We start from the raw sequence: 17,171 nt of genomic DNA, 5'->3' as shown, positions 1-17,171 counted from the left end.
TATGGTACATTTTGTGGGCGCAGGCCCCGGCGCACCGGATCTGATCACCCGGCGCGGTGCGGCGCTACTGCAAACGGCGGACTGCATTATTTATGCGGGCAGCCTGGTCAACCCGGCGTTGCTGGGGCTGGCCAAAGCCGGCTGCGCCATTTATAACAGTGCTGAAATGACATTGGAACAGGTGCTTGCCGTGATGCGCCAAATGGAAGCCGAACACAAAACCACTGTGCGGCTGCACACCGGGGACCCCTGTTTGTACGGGGCCATCCGGGAGCAGATGGACGCGCTGGACGCCGACGGCATTGCTTACGATGATACGCCCGGTGTTTCCAGCTTTTGCGGTGCCGCCGCCGCGCTGAACGCCGAGTACACGCTGCCCGCCGTCAGCCAGACGGTCATCATTACCCGCATGGAGGGCCGCACCCCTGTGCCGGAAAAGGAAAAGCTCGCCAGCCTGGCCAGCCACGGCGCTACCATGGTGATTTTTCTCTCCATCGGCTTAATTGATAAAGTGCAGGAAGCACTGCTGCAGGGGGCATACACCGCAAGCACCCCCGCCGCCGTGGTGTACAAGGCCACCTGGCCGGAACAGAAAACCGTGCGCTGCACCGTTGGCACCCTGGCCCAAAGCACCAAGCAGGCGGGCATTACCAAAACGGCCTTGATCGTGGTGGGGGATTTCCTTGGCCGCTGCTATGCCCGCAGCAAACTGTACGACCCCGCCTTTACCACCGAATACCGCGAGGGGACCAAACCGTGAACTGTGCGTATCTTGCCTTTACGGCCAAGGGGCTGGCGCTGGCGCAGCAGCTGGCCCAAACCTGCCCCGGCTCCGTCAGCCGCTGCGGGCTGGGCGGGGTGACGCTGGCCGGGTGGACGGCCCAGCAGTTTGCCGCGGCGGATGCCCTGGTGTTTGTGGGGGCGGCGGGCATTGCGGTGCGGGCCATTGCGCCCCACTGCCAAAGCAAGGCCACCGACCCCGCCGTTGTGGTGCTGGATGAATGTGGCCGCTTTGCGGTGCCGCTGCTCTCCGGCCATCTGGGCGGCGCAAATGACCTGGCCCGCCGGCTGGCTGCCGCCTGTGGTGCGGTGCCGGTGATCACCACGGCGACCGATGCCAACGGCCTGTTTGCCGTGGATGAGTGGGCCAAAAAACAAAACTGCGCTGTGTGGGAAACCCCGCGCATTAAATTCGTCAGCGGGGCACTGCTGGCCGGCAAAACGGTGCGGTATGCTTCCCCCTGGGCCATTGCGGGCACCCCGCCCGCCGGTGTGGCGGAAGCCGAAGAACCGTCTGGCGCTGATTTTGCCCTGACAATGACCCCGCAGGGGAACGCTTTGCATCTGATCCCCCGCATTGGCGTGCTGGGCGTTGGCTGCAAGCGCGGTACCACCGCCGTCCAGCTGGAAGCCGCGTTTGCAGCGTTCTGCGCCGATACAAATTTGGCCCCGGTCGGAATTACCGCCGCCGCCAGCATTGATCTAAAACAGAACGAGCCCGGCCTGCTGGAGTTCTGCCGCAGCCACGGCTGGCCGGTCAGCTTTTATTCCGCCGCCCAGCTGCGCGCTGTGCCCGGAACTTTCAGCGCCTCCCGCTTTGTGCAGGGGGTGACGGGTGTGGATAACGTCTGCGAGCGCGCCGCCGTGCTGGCTTCCGGCGGCACGCTGCTGCTGCCCAAATATGCGCATACCGGCGTGACCTTTGCCGCTGCCGTGCGCCCCTTTGCCCCGGATTGGAGATGGAAAACCGATGAAGCGTAACCTTGTATCCGTTGTGGGCCTTGGCCCTGGCGATGCCCAGTTTTTGACCGCGCAGGCCCGCCATGCGTTGCAAGAGGCTGATGTGCTGTGCGGTTACACCGTTTACATCGACCTTGTGCGCCCCCTGTACCCGGAAAAAGAAACCTATGCCACCGGTATGACCAAAGAAATCGACCGCTGCCGCTGGGCGCTGCAAACGGCCCAGACCGGCAAAACGGTGGCGCTTGTCTGCTCCGGCGACGCCGGGGTGTACGGCATGGCCAGCCCGCTGCTGGAGCTGGCGGCGGAATACCCCGATGTGGAAGTGGAGGTCGTTCCCGGCCTGACCGCCGCATTAAGCGGTGCCGCCGTGCTGGGCGCACCGCTGGCCCATGATTTCTGCGTGATCTCCCTTTCGGACCGGCTGACTCCGTGGGAGATGATCGAAAAGCGGCTGGCCTGCGCCGCCATGGGAGATTTCTGCGTGGCGCTGTACAATCCCTCTTCCAAAGGGCGGCCGGATTACCTGCAAAAGGCGGTTCGCATCCTGTTGCAAAACGGCAAGGGGGCGGGTACCCTTTGCGGTGTGATACGCAGCATTGGCCGCACCGGCCAGCAGAGCAGCCAGATGACACTGGCCGAGCTGGAACACACCACCGTGGATATGTTCACCACGGTGTTCATCGGCAACAGCGCCACCCACCAGGTCAGCGGGTGGATGGTAACGCCGCGGGGGTACCACGGGGTATGAGGATCGTTGTGTTCAGCGGCACTACCGAAGGGCGGGATTTCTCCCGCGCCGCTGCCGCGTTGGGCATTGCCGTTACCGTCAGCGTAGCAACCGACCTGGGGGCCGAGGAACAGGGCCAGGCCCCCGGCATTACCGTACATTCCGGTCGCCTGCTGCCCGGCGCCATGGCGGAGCTTTTGCAGGGCGCAGCCCTTTGTGTGGATGCCACCCACCCTTACGCGGTGGAAGCCACCAAAAACATCCGCGCCGCCGCCAACGCAGCCGGGGTAGAGTACCACCGCCTGCTGCGCGCTGCCAGCACCTTGCCCGCGGGCAGTGTGGTGCTGGGCAGCGCCGCCCAGGCCGCGCAGTATTTAGCCGCAACGCAGGGCAATGTTCTGCTCACCACCGGCGCCAAGGAGCTTGCGGCCTTTGCCGGGCTGGATGCCGCCCGCCTGTACCCGCGGGTGCTGCCCACCGTGGCGGGCATTACGGCGTGCGAGGGCGCGGGCATCCCGCACCGCAACATCATTGCCATGCAGGGGCCCTTTACGCTGGAACTGAACCTTGCACTGATGCAGCAGTTCCACATCCGTTACCTTGTCACCAAGGACGGCGGCAGCGCGGGTGGCTTTGCCGAGAAAGCCCAGGCTGCCGCCCAAAGCGGGGCCACGCTGGTTGTACTGCGCCGCCCGGAGGAATGCGGCGAGACCGCCGAAGAAATTTTGCAACGATGCAGGGAGCTGTTATGAAGATTACATTGGTTGGCATGGGCAGCGGGCTGCCCGGCAGTTTGACTGCCCAGGGCTTGCAGGCCCTGCAAACGGCAGGGCTGATTCTGGGGGCAAAGCGGCTGCTGCAAAACCTGCCGGATGGCTGTACCCCCAACCGCAAGCCAATTTACCTGCCGGATGAAGTGCTGGCCTGCCTGCAAGCGGAGCTCTGCCAGACCGCCGCGCTGGTTTACAGCGGGGATACCGGCTTTTATTCCGGTGCTGCGGCGCTGGTGCCCAAGCTGCGGGCACAGGGGGCGGAAGTAACGGTGCTGCCGGGGATCTCCAGCGTACAGCTGTTGGCCGCGGCGCTGGGCAGGCCGTGGCAGAACTGGAATCTTGTCAGCGCCCACGGATGTGCCTGCGCCCCTGCGGCAGAGTGCCGGAGCGACCGCCCGACCTTTTTTTTGACGGGCGGGCGCAATACCAGCCCCGCCGCGCTGTGTGAGATTCTAGCCGCCGCAGGCTTTGGCGCGGTGCAGGCCACGGTTGGTGAGAACCTTGGCACCCCGCAGCAAAAGGTCATCACCGATACGGTGCAAACGCTGGCGGGCGGCAGCTTTGCGCCGCTCAGCGTGCTGCTGGTGGAGCCCTGCCCCAAACCGCAGCCCCGCGTGCCCGGCCTGCCGGATGAAGCCTTCATCCGCGGCAAAACGCCGATGACCAAGCAGGAGGTGCGCGCCGCCGCGCTGGCCAAGCTGGCCGTTGCCCCCACTGATACCCTGTGGGATGTCGGTGCCGGAACGGGCAGCGTGAGCGTGGAAATGGCGCTGGCCGCCCCCATGGGTCAGGTGTACGCGGTGGAATGTGATGCCGATGCCTGCGCGCTGGTTCGCCAGAACCAGGCCAAATTTGCCGCCAGTAACTTAACGCTGATCGCGGGCAAAGCCCCTGAAGCGCTGCAAAATCTGCCCGCGCCGGATGCTGTTTTCATCGGCGGCAGCAAGGGCAATATGCAGGCCATTGTAGATGCCGCCCTGGCCGCCAACCCGCAGACCCGGCTCTGTATCGCCGCCATTGCGCTGGAAACCTTGCAGCAGAGTATTGCCGCCCTGGCCGCCCATGGGCTGGCCGCACAGGTGACCCAGATTGCCGTAAGCCGCAGCAAGGTGGCAGGCAGCCTGCACCTGATGATGGCCAACAACCCGGTATTTTTGATCGTGAGGGAATGAGAATGCTGCAGCTGCTTTTGGCCGCGCCCAGTTCCGGCAGCGGAAAAACCACCGCCGCCTGCGCCCTGCTTTCCGCCCTGAAAGCCCGCGGGCTGGAGCCCTGCGCGTTCAAGTGCGGGCCGGATTACATTGACCCCATGTTTCACCGCGCCGTGCTGGGGGTGCCCAGCCACAATCTGGACCTGTTTTTCTCCACCCCGCAGACCGTGCGGCGGCTGTACACCAGCGGCGCGGCGGGCCATGGCAGCGCGGTGTGTGAGGGTGCCATGGGCTATTATGACGGCCTTGGCGGCGTGAGCGCTGCCGCCAGCGCCTGGCACACCGCCGATGTGCTGGACTTGCCGGTGCTGCTGGTGGTGCGCCCCAAGGGGGCCAGTTTAACGCTGGCCGCCCAGTTGCAAGGCTTAAAAGCGTTCCGCACGCCGCACCACATTGCGGGCGTTCTGCTGAACGACTGCACCGAGATGCTGTACAAGCTGCTGGCCCCCATGCTGGAACGGGAAACCGGCCTGCCGGTGGTGGGCTTTTTGCCCCCCCTGCCGGATGCCGCCATCGAAAGCCGCCACCTGGGGCTGAAAACCGCGGGCGAAATTGCTGATTTGCAGCAAAAAATTCAGATTTTGACCGCCGCCGCGCATAAAAATATCGACTGGCCGCGGCTGCTGGCCCTGTTTGACCGCCCGGCCCCAATGGCCCCTGCGGTTCAGGCCGCAGCCCCCACCGTGCGCATTGCCGTGGCACAGGATGAAGCGTTCTGCTTTACCTATGCCGAAACGCTGGAAAGCCTGCAGGCCGCAGGCGCAGAGCTTTGCTATTTCAGCCCGCTGCGGGATGCCGCGCCGCCGCAACATATCGGCGGGCTGTACCTGCCGGGCGGCTACCCGGAGCTGTACGCCGCCCAGCTGGCGGCCAACACCGCCATGCGCTGCGCCATAAACACCGCCGTGCAGCGCGGCCTGCCCACCGTGGCGGAATGCGGCGGCTTTTTGTACCTGGGCCAAACGCTGGAAGATGACGCCGGAACCGCCCACCCCATGGCGGGTGTGCTGCCGGGGCAGGGGTTCCGCGTGGGGCGGCTGGTGCGCTTTGGCTATGCTGCGCTCACCCCGCAGGCGGACAGCATGCTCTTCCGCGCAGGGGAGCCGGTGCCCGTGCATGAGTTCCACCATTGGGATTCCACCTGCAACGGCACCGCTTTTGCCGCCCAAAAAGCCAATGGCCGCCATTGGGACTGCGGCTTTGCCAACGGGCATCTGTATGCGGGGTTCCCGCATCTATACTGGGCGGGCACCCCGCTGCCGCAGCGCTTTGTAACGGCTGCGGCGCAGTATGCCCAAACAAAAACAGGGAGAACGGTATGACGGAACCTGAACTGAACACACGGCTGCAAACCATCACCCCGCCCGATGAAGCTGCCCGCGCCGCGGCGCACGCCCACTGGGCCGCGCTGGCCAAACCGCTGGGCGGGCTGGGCAGCCTGGAAACCATGCTGGAGGACGCCGCCGCCCTGACCGGCACCCCGGAGCTGGATTTTGCCCGCCGCGCCGTGCTGGTGCTGTGCGCCGATAACGGCGTGGTGGCCCAGGGCGTGAGCCAAACCGACGCCAGCGTGACCCGCGCGGTGCTGCAAAACCTTGCCGCGCGGCGCACCAGCGTGTGCCAGATGGCAGCTGCCGCCCATTGCAGCGTTGTGCCGGTGGATATGGGCATTGCCGGTGCCCCGGTGCCCGGTGTGCAGGACTGCCGCATTGCCCCCGGCACCAAAGATTTTACCTGCGGCCCGGCCATGACCCGCGCCCAGGCCGTGCAGGCCATCGGCTGCGGCATTGCGCTGGTGCGCGGACAAAAGCAGCAGGGAGTTCAACTGTTAGCAACGGGGGAGATGGGCATTGGCAACACCACAACCTCCAGCGCCGTGGCAAGCGTGCTGCTGGGTGCCCCCGTGCAGAGCATGACCGGACGCGGGGCCGGGCTTTCGGATGCAGGGCTTGCCCGCAAGATTGATGCGATCCGGCGCGGCATTGCTCACAACCAGCCCAATCCCGCTGACCCGCTGGATGTGCTGGCCAAGCTGGGCGGGTTTGATATTGCCGGGCTGTGCGGCGTGTTTTTGGGCGGCGCGCTGGAGGGTGTGCCCATTTTGATGGATGGTTTTATCAGCAGCGTGGCGGCTCTGTGCGCGGTGCGGCTCTGCCCCGCGGCGGCCAAGGCGGTGTTTGCCAGCCATGTTTCGGCGGAGCCTGCCGCCCATATGGTGCTGGATGCTTTGGGCAAAGCGCCTCTCATCACCGCCAACCTGCATCTGGGCGAGGGCACCGGCGCGGTGGCTTCCATCCCACTGTGGGATATGGCTCTGGCCGTCTACCGCGGCTGCTATTCCTTTGCGGAGGGCGGCATTGCGCCGTACACCCCACAATGCTGACGCTGGTTATCGGCGGCGCAGCCAGCGGCAAAAGCGCCTATGCGGAGCACCTTGCCGTGCAGAGCGGCGGCCCGCGCTATTACCTTGCCACCATGCAGGTGTGGGACGCCGAGTGCGCCGCGCGGGTGGCCAAACACCGCGCCATGCGGGCGCAAAAACAGTTTGCTACCGTGGAATGTCCCCAAAACCTGCACTTGGTCCGCCTGCCGCAGCAGGGCACCGCCCTGCTGGAAGATGTGGGCAACCTGGCCGCCAATGAGCTGTACCGTCCCGACGGCAGCTGCCTGCCGCCCAAGCAGGCGGCAGAAAAAATGCTGGCGGGGATCGAGGCAATCGCCGCACAATGCAACCATCTTATCATCGTCAGCAACGAGGTATTCAGCGGCGGGGCGGACTATGCCGGGGAGACAGACCTTTATTTGCAGGCCCTTGCCATGGTCAACAATGCCGTTGCCGCCAAAGCCGACGCCGTCTGCCGCGTGGTGTGCGGCCTGCCGGTGTACTACAAAGGAGGGGAACGCCCATGACAGTTTTGCAGACGATCGCCGTGGCATTTGCCATGTTCTCGGCTGTGCCGGTGCCGCAGTTTGACTGGAACAAAAAAAACATGCGGTATTCGCTCTGTGCCTTCCCGCTGGTGGGGGTGCTGTGCGGCGCACTGTGGTACGTGTGCGCCAGCCTGCCGCTGCCCGCCATGGTGCGCGCGGCGGGCTTTTGCCTGATCCCTGTCTGGGTCACGGGCGGCATCCATCTGGATGGTTACGCCGACACCTGTGATGCCCTTTGCAGCTATGGCGATACCCAGAAAAAGCTCGATATCCTCAAGGACCCGCACTGCGGCGCGTTCGCCGTGATCCGGCTGTGCAGCTACTTTGTGGCCTACTTTGCGCTGTGCTGCTGCGTGCAGTTTACCCCGCAGGTGGGGGTTGTCTGGCTGCTGGCGCTGGTGCTGGAGCGTGCCTGCTCCGGTTACGCAGTGGCGGCCTTTCCCCTGGCCAAAAATACCGGCCTTGCGCACACGTTTGCCACGGCGGCGGACCGCACCACGGTGCGCCGGGTGCTGGGATGCCTTAGCATTGTGCTGGCAGTGGCACTTTTCGCCCTGGGCGGCGGCGTGCTGGTGCTGGCGGCGGGGGTTGCCCTGTGGCGCTACCACCGTGTGGCGGTCAAGCAGTTTGGCGGTATTACCGGGGACCTGGCCGGGTGGTTTTTGCAAAAAGCGGAACTGTATATGCTGGCGGCCCTTGTGCTTTGCCAGTGGAAGGGGTTTTTGTAACATGCTGTTTATTACCGGCCCGCTGTACAGCGGTAAACGAACCTTTGCCAAACCCTTTGGCGGGCGGCAGATTTACGAGGTGCAGACCCTTGCCGCCAATGCCGAAAGCCTGCCCGCCCTTGCGGACGAGCTTGCCCAATATGACGTAGTAACGGCCACCGAGGTTGGCGGCGGCGTGGTGCCCATTGACCCCGCCCAGCGCGCCGCGCGGGAAGCCGCCGGCCGCCTTGCCTGCCTGCTAGCTGAGCGGGCCGACTGTGTGGTGCAGATATTCTGCAGCTTGCCCACCGTGCTGAAAGGGGAGCTGCCGCCATGCTGATCTACCTGCTGCGCCACGGCTTAACGCAGGATAATCAGGAAAAGCGCTACCAGGGCAGGCGGGATGTACCGCTGTGCCCCCAGGGCCTTGCCCAGCTGTGCCGGGCGGATTTTGCCCCCAAAACGGTCATGATTACTTCCTTGCAGCGCACCCGGCAGACGGCGGAAGTGCTTTTCCCCGATGCGGAACTGGTTGTGGCAGACGGGCTGAAGGAGATGGACTTTGGCGTGTTTGAGGGCCGCAATTACCGGGAGATGGAGCACGACCCCCAGTACCGCGCCTGGGTGGAAACCGGCTGCGAAGGCCGCTGCCCGGGCGGGGAAAGCAAGGCGGAATTCTGCCAGCGTGTCTGCACAGCATTTGCCGCGCTGGTGGATGCCGCTTTGGCGGCGGGGGAGCCGCAGCTGGTGATCGTTGCCCACGGCGGCACCCAGATGGCGGCGCTGGAACGGTTCGCCGTGCCCCATAAAAACTATTATTCCTGGTGTGCTCCCGCGGCGGGCGGCTTTGTGCTGGATGCCGCCGATTGGATACACCAGAAAACCCTGCGCGTGGTCAAAACCGTGCAGTATACAAAGGAGTTACCATGCTGATTTGCTGGGCTGTTTTGGGTGGCTTTGTGCTGGATGCCATTTTTGGCGACCCGGCTTGGCTGCCGCACCCCGTTGTGCTGATGGGCAAAGCCATCACTGCGCTGGAAAAACGCCTGCGCACACAATTCCCCCAAACGCCGCAGGGGGAGCTTTGCGGCGGGGCGGTGCTGGCCGCCATTTTGCCGGTGGGCACGTTCCTCATCACAGCGCTGGTGTGCAGGCTGGCGGCGGCGCTGCACCCACTGGTGGGGCTTGCCGTGCAGATGTTCTGGTGCGCCCAGGCGTTGGCCGCCAGGGGCCTTGTGCAGGAAAGCTGCAATGTGTATAAAGAGCTGCAAAAGCAGGATCTGCCCGCCGCCCGCAAAGCCGTGGCCCGCATTGTGGGGCGCGATACCCAAAACCTGACGGCGGAGGGCGTGACCAAAGCCGCTGTGGAAACCGTGGCCGAAAACGCCAGCGATGGCGTGATTGCCCCGCTGCTGTACATGCTGCTGGGCGGCGCGCCGCTGGCGCTGACCTATAAGGCCATCAACACGATGGACAGCATGCTGGGCTACAAAAACCAGAAATACCTGTATTTTGGCCGTGCCGCTGCCAGATTGGACGATGCCGCCAACTATCTGCCCAGCCGCCTGGCCGGGCTGCTGTGGGTTGCCGCTGCCGCCCTGACCGGCAGCAGTGCCCGCGGCGCGTGGAAGATCTGGCGGCGGGACCGCCGCAACCATGCCAGCCCCAACAGCGCCCAGACCGAAAGCGCCTGCGCCGGTGCCCTGGGCGTGCAGCTGGCGGGCCCCGCCTACTATTTTGGCGAGTATTATGATAAACCCACCATTGGGGATGCGCTGCGCCCCGTGGAACCAAAGGACATTTTGCGGGCCGACCGCATGATGTATGCCGAAAGCCTGCTGGCTTTGGTGTTGGGCATTGCCCTGCGCCTGCTGGTGCTGGCGATGTAACAACGAAAAGGGGAGAACGGAATGGAACTGGTACATGGCGGTGATTGGGCGGGCTACCGCGCCCGCTTTGGGCATGATGCGCTGGATTTTTCGGCCAATGTCAGCCCGCTGGGCCTGCCCCAGGGCGTGGCGGATGCCATCGTTGCGGCACTGCCCACTGCGGACCGCTATCCGGACCCCCTTTGCCGGGAGCTGCGCACGGCACTCAGCCGGGCGGAACAGCTGCCGGAACCGTGGATCTTGTGCGGCAACGGGGCGGCGGATCTGATCTATCGGCTGGTGTGGGCGCTCAAGCCCCGCCGCGCCCTGCTGCCCGCCCCCACCTTTGCTGAGTATGCCGCCGCACTGGAAAGCGTTGGCTGCGAAGTAAAGCGGGAAACCCTGCATGAGGCCGATGATTTTGCCGTAACGGAAGCCTTTGTGCAGGCAGTGAACCAGAGCATTGACCTGGTGTTTTTGTGCCAGCCCAATAACCCTACCGGGCAAATTACCCCGCCGGAGCTGGTGCAGCGCCTGGTGCGCCGCTGTGCGGACTGCGGGGCCGTGCTGGTGGTGGATGAGTGCTTTCTGGACTTTTTGCAGCAGCGGGATGCCCTGACGGCCAAACCGCTTTTGCAAACCGCGCCTAACCTTGTTATTCTAAAAGCGTTCACCAAATTGTACGCCATGGCCGGGGTGCGGCTGGGGTATGCCTTGTGCGCCAACACGGCGCTGCTGGCCAAAATGCAGGCCGCGGGCCAGCCGTGGGGGGTATCCAGCCTGGCGCAGGCTGCGGGCGCTGCTGCTTTGAGGGAAACCGCCTATGCCGATGCCGTCCGCGCCCTGATTGCCGACCAGCGCCCCAGACTGGCGGCCGGGCTGCGGGCACTGGGGCTGCAGGTGATCGAGGGCAGCGCCAACTACCTGTTGTTCCGTGCGCCGGAAACGCTGGGTGCGGCCTTGCAGCAGCGGGGCGTCTGCCTGCGCAGCTGCGGCAATTACCCGGGGCTGAGCGCCGGCTGGTACCGCACCGCCGTGCGCACCGCGCCGGAAAACGAACAGCTGCTGCAGACCATGCGGGAGGTACTAAAATGAGCAAAGCAACATGTATTATGGTGCAGGGCACCATGAGCGGCGCGGGCAAAAGCCTGCTGTGCGCGGCGCTCTGCCGCATTTTTGCCCAGGATGGCTGGCGGGTGGCCCCGTTCAAAAGCCAGAACATGGCGCTGAACAGCTTTGTGACCCGTGACGGGCTGGAAATGGGCCGCGCCCAGGTGGTGCAGGCCCAGGCAGCCGGGGTGGAACCGGATGTGCGGATGAACCCCATCCTGCTCAAGCCCAGCAGCGATATTGGCAGCCAGGTGATCGTCAACGGGGAAGTGCGCGGCCAGATGCCGGCGGCGGAGTATTTCCGCCGCAAAAAACAGCTCATCCCCGATATTCTGGCGGCTTACAACAGCCTGGCGGAAGACTTTGATATTATCGTCATCGAGGGCGCGGGCAGCCCGGCTGAAATCAACCTGAAAGCCGATGACATCGTGAACATGGGGCTGGCCAAGCTGGTGGATGCCCCTGTGCTGCTGGTGGGTGATATTGACCGCGGCGGCGTGTTTGCCCAGCTGTTTGGCACGGTGGAACTGCTGGAGCCGGACGAACGGGCGCGCATCAAAGGGCTTGTCATCAACAAGTTCCGCGGCGATGTGGGGATTCTGCGCCCCGGCCTTGCCATGCTGGAAGAGAAAACCCACCTGCCGGTGTTTGGCGTTGTGCCGTACTTAAAGGCGGATATTGAGGACGAGGATTCGCTTTCCGACCGGCTGCAGGTCAAAAATGCCGTCAAGCCGCTGGATGCTGCCATTGTGCGGCTGCCGCATATTTCCAACTTTACGGACTTTATGCCGCTGGAGCAGCACCCGCTGCTTGGCGTGCGCTATGTGCAGACCACCCGCGAGCTTGGCGCGCCGGATTGCGTGATCCTGCCCGGTACAAAAAATACCGTGGACGACCTGCTGTGGCTGCGCCAGTGCGGGCTGGAAGCAGCCATCAGCAAGCTGGCCCAGCGCGGCACACCGGTACTGGGGGTGTGCGGCGGCTACCAGATGCTGGGCCAGACCCTGGCCGACCCGGAAGGCACCGAGAGCGGCCGCCCACAGACCCTGCGCGGCCTTGGCCTGCTGCCCACCCAAACCACCTTTGCCGCCGAAAAGCGCCGCACCCAAAGCCAGGCGACCGTGACAGCGGAGCCCTTTGCCGGGGCGCACCTGACCGGGTACGAGATCCACACCGGGCGCACCACTGTGCAGGGCGCGCCGTTCTGTACCCTGGCGGACGGCACCCCCGAAGGCTGCGTGCAGGGCCAGGTGTTTGGCACCTACCTGCACGGCCTGTTTGACAGCGGCGAGCTGACCGAGCAGTTTGCCGCCTATCTTTGCCGCCGCAAGGGGATTGACCCCGCCGCGGCAGCGCCAATCTCCATGCAGGAATACCGTACCCAGCAGCTGGATCTGCTGGCCGATGGGGTACGCCATAACCTGGATCTGGCCGCCGTATATGCGGCTATGGGCCTTGCACAGCCCGCCGAAAGGGGAAATGACCAATGATGCCGCAGCACCACCTGCCCGCCGATATTGAACGCACCAGCATGAATATTATTGCCGGGGAGCTGGCCCAGCGCGGGCTGGACATCTCGCCGGAAAACGCCCCTGTAGTCAAGCGAGTCATCCACACCACCGCGGATTTTGACTATGCGCAGACCCTGCACTTTACCCCCGGCGCGGTAGCCGCCGGTATTGCTGCTATGCACGCCGGGGCAACGATCATCACCGATACCAACATGGCCCTGGCAGGCATCACCAAGCCGGGCCTGGCCAAGCTGGGCGGGCAGGCACTCTGCTTTATGGCGGACCCCGCTGTGGCTGCAGCGGCCAAACAGGCGGGCACCACCCGCGCCGTGGCCGCCATGCACAAGGCTGCGGCCGAATACCCCGGCGCCGTGCTGGCCGTGGGCAACGCCCCCACCGCCCTGCTGACGATTGCCGAGAAAATTGAAAACGGCCTGCGCCCGGCGCTGGTTATCGGTGTGCCGGTGGGCTTTGTGAACGTGGTGGAAAGCAAGGAGCGCCTGTTTGCCGTGTGCGAAAGCCACGGCGTGCCCGCCATTGTTGCCATGGGCCGCAAGGGCGGCAGCAACGTGGCGGCGGCCATCTGCAACGCGCTGATCTATTCCGCCGCCGAAATGCTGGATCCCACCGCCCGCGGATGGAAATAAGCAGGAGAATATCGCCACAGCCCGGTACCGCACTTTTTGGAGCAAAGCGGATACCGGGCTATTGTTATCTCACGGCGGCATTATAATGGCAGTATCAACGATACAATCAAAATAAATGGGAACGCTCTTCTTACCGCGTGAAAAAAGGCACCAAAAGCAACAGCCACAGCGGGCTTGCCCGTTGTGGCTGTTGTATTGCTTCTGCGTTTTGATTATGATAGGGAAAAAATGAAGCAAACCGTATGCTTATAAAGCGAACGCCATTGCATCTCCTGGCGCAAGCCCCCCGTCACTCACTTTTCCACCGCCATTGCGATCTGCTCGCGGGTGATGGGCAGCTCATAAAAGCGTTTGTGGGTGGCGTGGTAGATGGCATCGGCCACGGCGGGCAGCGGGGTGTTGATGACGACCTCACCGATGGACTTTGCGCCAAACGGGCCGGTGCCCTCGTAGCTGCTCTCAAAACTTACGTCAATATGTCCAATATCAGTGCGGCAGGGGATCTTGTACTGCATCAGGGAGCTTTCGCGCGGCATGCCGCGGTCATTGTAGGTCACATTCTCGGTCAGCGCCATGCCGATGCCCTGCAAAATTCCGCCCTCGGCCTGCACGCGGGCCAGGTTCGGGTTTACAGGGGTACCGCAGTCAACCGCGGCTACATAGTTCACCACCTGGGCTTCGCCGGTTTCCAGGTCAACTTCCACTTCGGCAGCGCCAACCATAAACGGCGGGGGCGAAATCTCCGAGCTGTGGGTCACGGTGGCTTCCAGCGCCACCGTGTTGCCGCACTGGGATGCCGCTGCAATGCTGGCCAGCGGCACGCGCTGGGTGCCATCCTCGCTCGTCACGGCATCGCCGGTAAACAGCACGGCGGCTTTGTCCAACCCAAGCAGCTGTGCCCCCAGGGTGCAGATCTTATCTTTCAGTTCCAGCGCACACTTTTCCACGGCCTTGCCGGTCACATAGGTTGTGCTGGACGCATAGGAACCGGAATCATAGGGGGAAGAATCGGTATCTGCGCCCAAAACCGCAATGTTTTCCAGCGGGCATTCCAGCACTTCGGCAGCGATCTGCGCCAGGATCGTATCGCAGCCGGTGCCCATATCCGCTGCGCCGATGGAGAGGGTATAGAACCCGTCGTCGTTGATTTTCAGCGTGGCGCTGCCCACGTCCACATGGTCGATGCCGGAGCCCTGCATGGCCATGCCCATGCCAACAGCACGCACCTTGCCGTTGCCGATCTCGCGCACGGGGTACTTATGGTCCCAATCCATCCTGTCATGCACGGTTTTCAGGCAGCGGTCCAGCGCACAGCTGGTGTTGACCTGGCCATAGTAGGCGGGCATAACATCGCCCTCATGGACAATGTTGCGCTGCCGGAGCTCGAACGGGTCCATCCCCAATTTGTCGGCCAGCTCATTCACAGCGGATTCCACCGCAAACAGACCCTGGGTTGCGCCGTACCCGCGGTACGCACCCGATGACATGTGGTTGGTGTAAACAACATCGCTGACAAAGCGGAACGCTTCGGCCTTGCCGTACAGCGGGATGGACTTGTGGCCCGAAAGCCCCACCGTTGTGGGGCCGTGCTCACCGTAAGCGCCGGTGTTGGAAAGGGTGTGCAGGTCAATGCCCTTGATGATGCCGTCCTTTGTTGCACCCAGCCGCACGTGCATCTCCATCTCATGGCGCGGGGTTGAAGCCGTCTGGCTTTCAAAGCGGGTATAGATGATCTTGCTGGGCTTCTTCGTTTTCCAGGTAACAAAGGCAGGGTAAACCTCGCACACTGACGTCTGTTTTGCGCCGAACCCGCCGCCGATGCGCGGCTTGGCAACGCGGATCATGGATTTGGGGATGTGCAGGGCGTTTGCCAAAATGCGGCGGCAATGGAACACGATCTGCGTTGAGCTGAGTACATTCAGCCGCCCGTAAGCATCAATGCTGCAATAAGTGCGGAAGGTTTCCATCATGGCCTGCTGGCAGGCGCGGGTGTGGTAGGTGTGGTCAATGACCACATCGCACCCAGCCAACACCGCCTCAATATCACCCTCGCCGGATTCATCGTGGGCGCAGAGGTTGCGGTTCTTGTCAGCTCCGATGCCGGGAACAAGGGCTTCCCAGTTATCCTCCGGGTGCACAAGAGTAGGGTTATCGAGCGCTGTGTGGAAATCCAGCACCGCGGGCAGAACTTCATATTCCACCTTAATCAGCTTCATCGCCTTATCGACGCATTTTTCGTCTTTGCCCGCAAGGATCGCAACAACATCCCCGGCAAAGCGGACATGGCGGTCGATCACAAGGCGGTCGTAAGGGCTCATTTCGGGGTAGGTCTGGCCCGCCTGGGTGTAGCGGCGGGCGTTCTGGTCCACATCTTTCCAGGTGTAAATCACCTCCATGCCGGGCACAAGCATGGCGCGGGAGGTATCAATATTTTTGACGATCGCATTGGCGTGGGGGGAGCGCAGCAGCTTGACGATGAGACAGTCCTGCGGGATAACATCATCCATGTACACAGGCTGGCCGGTTACAAGCTGCATGGCGTCCTTCTTGCGCACAGGCTGGTTCACAGTTTTCATTGGGCAGCCTCCTTTGATTTTTTCCACGCCAAAAAGTTCTGGATCCCGCGCAGCTGGCCTTCGTACCCGGAGCAGCGGCAAAGGTTGCCCGCAAGGTATTCCTTGATCTCCTCCTCATTGGGGTCGGGTTTTTCGCGGAAAAGGGCCAGCGCATTCATGATAAAGCCGGGGTTGCAGAAGCCGCACTGCTCGGCCCCCTGGTCAGCGATGAACGCGCCGAACTCAGCGGCTTCCTCCTGCAGGCCCTCCAGCGTGGTAACGCTGCGGCCATCCACCCGCGCCGCCAATACAGAGCAGGAAAGCACCGGCTTTTCGTCCAAAAACACGGTGCACAGCCCGCAGTTGGCGGTTTCGCACCCGCGCTTGACGCTTTTGCAGCCTAAAGAGCGCACCAGATCAATCAGCAGGGTATCGGGGGCGATCTCAGCAGCTGTTTTTTTATGGTTCAACGTAAAATGAATTTGCATCAGAGCACCTCCAGGTTCCCCAGTGCCTGTACGGCACGCTTGACAAGCACCCCCACCAGATGGGTGCGGTAGGCGGCACTGCCGCGCAGGTTGCTGCCGGTGGGCACCGCAGCCTGTACGGCGGCGGGCAGCTCATCCGGGGCGGCCGTGGGGCAGACAAGCATGGCTTTCATGGGGCGTGCACCGATGGCAAAGCGGTAGGCTCCATCCGCCGTGCGTGCAGCAGCGCAGGTCAAAATCGGGAAGTCCGTCTGGGTGGCCCGCACAGACTGGTAATGCACTGCAAGCCCCGGCGTCTTTTTTATGTAAACATGGGTCAAAATATCACGGTCATAGGGCAGGGCGGCAAACTGTGCAATGGGCATCCGGCCTGCTTTGTACAGCTCCACATCGCAGTCCAGCGCCAGCAGCAGCGTTAATACGTCTGAAAAGCCAAACCGCCCGTACACGCTGCCGCCCACGGTGGCGCAGTTGCGGAACTGCACCCCCACAATATGGCGCACGGCCTCCCGCATGGCGCCGTTGGTGGCCGCGTTCAGCGCGGCGTGGGTTTCCAGGCTGCGCAGCGTTGCCATGGCGCCAATGGCAAATTCGGTATCGGTTTCTTCAATGGTATCCAACCCCAGCGCAGATAGGTCAATGGCTGTGCCAACGCTGATTTTTTCCATTTTCAGCCACAGCATCCCTCCCAGCACCCGGTTCGGGCGCTTCTGGTTCAGCTGCCATGCTTCTTCCAGTGTGGCGGGGCGGGCATATTCTCGAATCGTTATCATAGAATGCTCTCCGTTTTTGGGTAAAATCATACTTTTGTGTATAACCACTTTTATTTTACCACAAATTCTGCTATAATTCCGTTGTTGTTTGAAAAACACAACGGAATATTGGTTTTAGAAGGAAGTA

The 17,171-nt window shown here is 63.1% G+C and carries 18 protein-coding genes; 15 read left to right on the top strand and 3 right to left on the bottom strand.

Annotated features, from left to right (window positions below; genetic code table 11):
• The first annotated feature begins 1 nt into the window (after position 1).
• Genes cobM through PG062_RS08570 form a run of 15 tightly spaced genes read left to right on the top strand, consistent with a single transcriptional unit; the run spans position 2 to position 13,228 of the window.
• Positions 2-760, top strand: a complete 759-nt coding sequence (cobM, locus tag PG062_RS08640; RefSeq protein ID WP_113998649.1) for a precorrin-4 C(11)-methyltransferase — start codon at positions 2-4, stop codon at positions 758-760.
• Positions 757-1,761 carry a cobalt-precorrin 5A hydrolase gene (locus PG062_RS08635; protein WP_270751971.1) on the top strand — a complete coding sequence of 335 codons (1,005 nt, stop codon included), beginning with the start codon at positions 757-759 and terminating at the stop codon, positions 1,759-1,761. Before cobM ends, PG062_RS08635 begins: the two co-directional genes overlap by 4 nt.
• Entirely contained in the window at positions 1,751-2,491 is a 741-nt protein-coding gene (gene cobJ / locus PG062_RS08630) for a precorrin-3B C(17)-methyltransferase (RefSeq protein WP_270751970.1), read from the top strand. Before PG062_RS08635 ends, cobJ begins: the two co-directional genes overlap by 11 nt.
• The gene (cobK, locus tag PG062_RS08625) at positions 2,488-3,222 is read left to right on the top strand and encodes a precorrin-6A reductase (RefSeq protein WP_270751969.1); all 735 of its coding nucleotides are present in this window, start codon (positions 2,488-2,490) and stop codon (positions 3,220-3,222) included. Before cobJ ends, cobK begins: the two co-directional genes overlap by 4 nt.
• Positions 3,219-4,415 carry a precorrin-6y C5,15-methyltransferase (decarboxylating) subunit CbiE gene (cbiE, locus tag PG062_RS08620; RefSeq protein WP_270751968.1) on the top strand — a complete coding sequence of 399 codons (1,197 nt, stop codon included), beginning with the start codon at positions 3,219-3,221 and terminating at the stop codon, positions 4,413-4,415. The genes cobK and cbiE overlap by 4 nt, the downstream gene beginning before the upstream one ends.
• 2 nt (positions 4,416-4,417) lie before the next feature.
• Positions 4,418-5,776, top strand: coding sequence for a cobyrinic acid a,c-diamide synthase CobB (locus PG062_RS08615; RefSeq protein ID WP_270751966.1), 1,359 nt, complete (start codon positions 4,418-4,420; stop codon positions 5,774-5,776).
• Positions 5,773-6,837: a nicotinate-nucleotide--dimethylbenzimidazole phosphoribosyltransferase gene (gene cobT / locus PG062_RS08610; protein WP_270751965.1), complete on the top strand. Its 1,065-nt coding sequence runs from the start codon at positions 5,773-5,775 to the stop codon at positions 6,835-6,837. The genes PG062_RS08615 and cobT overlap by 4 nt, the downstream gene beginning before the upstream one ends.
• Entirely contained in the window at positions 6,831-7,364 is a 534-nt protein-coding gene (locus PG062_RS08605; protein WP_270751964.1) for a bifunctional adenosylcobinamide kinase/adenosylcobinamide-phosphate guanylyltransferase, read from the top strand. Before cobT ends, PG062_RS08605 begins: the two co-directional genes overlap by 7 nt.
• Complete coding sequence (locus PG062_RS08600) at positions 7,361-8,113, top strand: adenosylcobinamide-GDP ribazoletransferase (RefSeq protein WP_270751963.1); 753 nt, start codon at positions 7,361-7,363, stop codon at positions 8,111-8,113. Before PG062_RS08605 ends, PG062_RS08600 begins: the two co-directional genes overlap by 4 nt.
• A 1-nt stretch (position 8,114) precedes the next feature.
• Positions 8,115-8,432 carry a bifunctional adenosylcobinamide kinase/adenosylcobinamide-phosphate guanylyltransferase gene (locus PG062_RS08595; RefSeq protein WP_270751962.1) on the top strand — a complete coding sequence of 106 codons (318 nt, stop codon included), beginning with the start codon at positions 8,115-8,117 and terminating at the stop codon, positions 8,430-8,432.
• The gene (locus PG062_RS08590; RefSeq protein WP_270751961.1) at positions 8,426-9,025 is read left to right on the top strand and encodes a histidine phosphatase family protein; all 600 of its coding nucleotides are present in this window, start codon (positions 8,426-8,428) and stop codon (positions 9,023-9,025) included. Before PG062_RS08595 ends, PG062_RS08590 begins: the two co-directional genes overlap by 7 nt.
• Positions 9,022-9,981, top strand: coding sequence for an adenosylcobinamide-phosphate synthase CbiB (gene cbiB / locus PG062_RS08585; RefSeq protein ID WP_270752024.1), 960 nt, complete (start codon positions 9,022-9,024; stop codon positions 9,979-9,981). The genes PG062_RS08590 and cbiB overlap by 4 nt, the downstream gene beginning before the upstream one ends.
• Before the next feature lie 21 nt (positions 9,982-10,002).
• On the top strand, positions 10,003-11,055 hold the full coding sequence (gene cobD / locus PG062_RS08580; RefSeq protein ID WP_270751960.1) for a threonine-phosphate decarboxylase CobD: 1,053 nt from the start codon (positions 10,003-10,005) through the stop codon (positions 11,053-11,055).
• Positions 11,052-12,560 (top strand): cobyric acid synthase, encoded by a 1,509-nt coding sequence (locus PG062_RS08575; protein WP_270751959.1) that lies wholly within the window; start codon positions 11,052-11,054, stop codon positions 12,558-12,560. Before cobD ends, PG062_RS08575 begins: the two co-directional genes overlap by 4 nt.
• On the top strand, positions 12,557-13,228 hold the full coding sequence (locus PG062_RS08570; RefSeq protein ID WP_270751958.1) for a precorrin-8X methylmutase: 672 nt from the start codon (positions 12,557-12,559) through the stop codon (positions 13,226-13,228). Before PG062_RS08575 ends, PG062_RS08570 begins: the two co-directional genes overlap by 4 nt.
• Positions 13,229-13,521: 293 nt before the next feature.
• On the opposite strand, the gene PG062_RS08565 is transcribed toward PG062_RS08570, so the two are convergent.
• Genes PG062_RS08565 through PG062_RS08555 form a run of 3 tightly spaced genes read right to left on the bottom strand, consistent with a single transcriptional unit; the run spans position 13,522 to position 17,044 of the window.
• Positions 13,522-15,804, bottom strand: coding sequence for a xanthine dehydrogenase family protein molybdopterin-binding subunit (locus tag PG062_RS08565; protein ID WP_270751957.1), 2,283 nt, complete (start codon positions 15,802-15,804; stop codon positions 13,522-13,524).
• Positions 15,801-16,271 (bottom strand): (2Fe-2S)-binding protein, encoded by a 471-nt coding sequence (locus PG062_RS08560; protein ID WP_113998634.1) that lies wholly within the window; start codon positions 16,269-16,271, stop codon positions 15,801-15,803. Before PG062_RS08560 ends, PG062_RS08565 begins: the two co-directional genes overlap by 4 nt.
• Positions 16,271-17,044, bottom strand: coding sequence for an FAD binding domain-containing protein (locus PG062_RS08555; protein ID WP_113998633.1), 774 nt, complete (start codon positions 17,042-17,044; stop codon positions 16,271-16,273). Before PG062_RS08555 ends, PG062_RS08560 begins: the two co-directional genes overlap by 1 nt.
• Positions 17,045-17,171 lie beyond the last annotated feature (127 nt).

The organism is Gemmiger qucibialis (assembly GCF_027689445.1).
Classification (GTDB): Bacteria; Bacillota; Clostridia; order Oscillospirales; family Ruminococcaceae; genus Gemmiger; species Gemmiger qucibialis.
This window is presented reverse-complemented; position numbering and strand designations above follow the sequence as displayed.

Coding starts and splice junctions, on each gene's coding strand:
- cobM (WP_113998649.1), top strand. CDS start 2: ATGGTACATTTTGTGGGCGCAGGCCCCGGCGCACCGGATCTGATCACC.
- cobJ (WP_270751970.1), top strand. CDS start 1,751: ATGAAGCGTAACCTTGTATCCGTTGTGGGCCTTGGCCCTGGCGATGCC.
- cobK (WP_270751969.1), top strand. CDS start 2,488: ATGAGGATCGTTGTGTTCAGCGGCACTACCGAAGGGCGGGATTTCTCC.
- cbiE (WP_270751968.1), top strand. CDS start 3,219: ATGAAGATTACATTGGTTGGCATGGGCAGCGGGCTGCCCGGCAGTTTG.
- PG062_RS08615 (WP_270751966.1), top strand. CDS start 4,418: ATGCTGCAGCTGCTTTTGGCCGCGCCCAGTTCCGGCAGCGGAAAAACC.
- cobT (WP_270751965.1), top strand. CDS start 5,773: ATGACGGAACCTGAACTGAACACACGGCTGCAAACCATCACCCCGCCC.
- PG062_RS08605 (WP_270751964.1), top strand. CDS start 6,831: ATGCTGACGCTGGTTATCGGCGGCGCAGCCAGCGGCAAAAGCGCCTAT.
- PG062_RS08600 (WP_270751963.1), top strand. CDS start 7,361: ATGACAGTTTTGCAGACGATCGCCGTGGCATTTGCCATGTTCTCGGCT.
- PG062_RS08595 (WP_270751962.1), top strand. CDS start 8,115: ATGCTGTTTATTACCGGCCCGCTGTACAGCGGTAAACGAACCTTTGCC.
- PG062_RS08590 (WP_270751961.1), top strand. CDS start 8,426: ATGCTGATCTACCTGCTGCGCCACGGCTTAACGCAGGATAATCAGGAA.
- cobD (WP_270751960.1), top strand. CDS start 10,003: ATGGAACTGGTACATGGCGGTGATTGGGCGGGCTACCGCGCCCGCTTT.
- PG062_RS08575 (WP_270751959.1), top strand. CDS start 11,052: ATGAGCAAAGCAACATGTATTATGGTGCAGGGCACCATGAGCGGCGCG.
- PG062_RS08570 (WP_270751958.1), top strand. CDS start 12,557: ATGATGCCGCAGCACCACCTGCCCGCCGATATTGAACGCACCAGCATG.
- PG062_RS08565 (WP_270751957.1), bottom strand. CDS start 15,804: ATGAAAACTGTGAACCAGCCTGTGCGCAAGAAGGACGCCATGCAGCTT.
- PG062_RS08560 (WP_113998634.1), bottom strand. CDS start 16,271: ATGCAAATTCATTTTACGTTGAACCATAAAAAAACAGCTGCTGAGATC.
- PG062_RS08555 (WP_113998633.1), bottom strand. CDS start 17,044: ATGATAACGATTCGAGAATATGCCCGCCCCGCCACACTGGAAGAAGCA.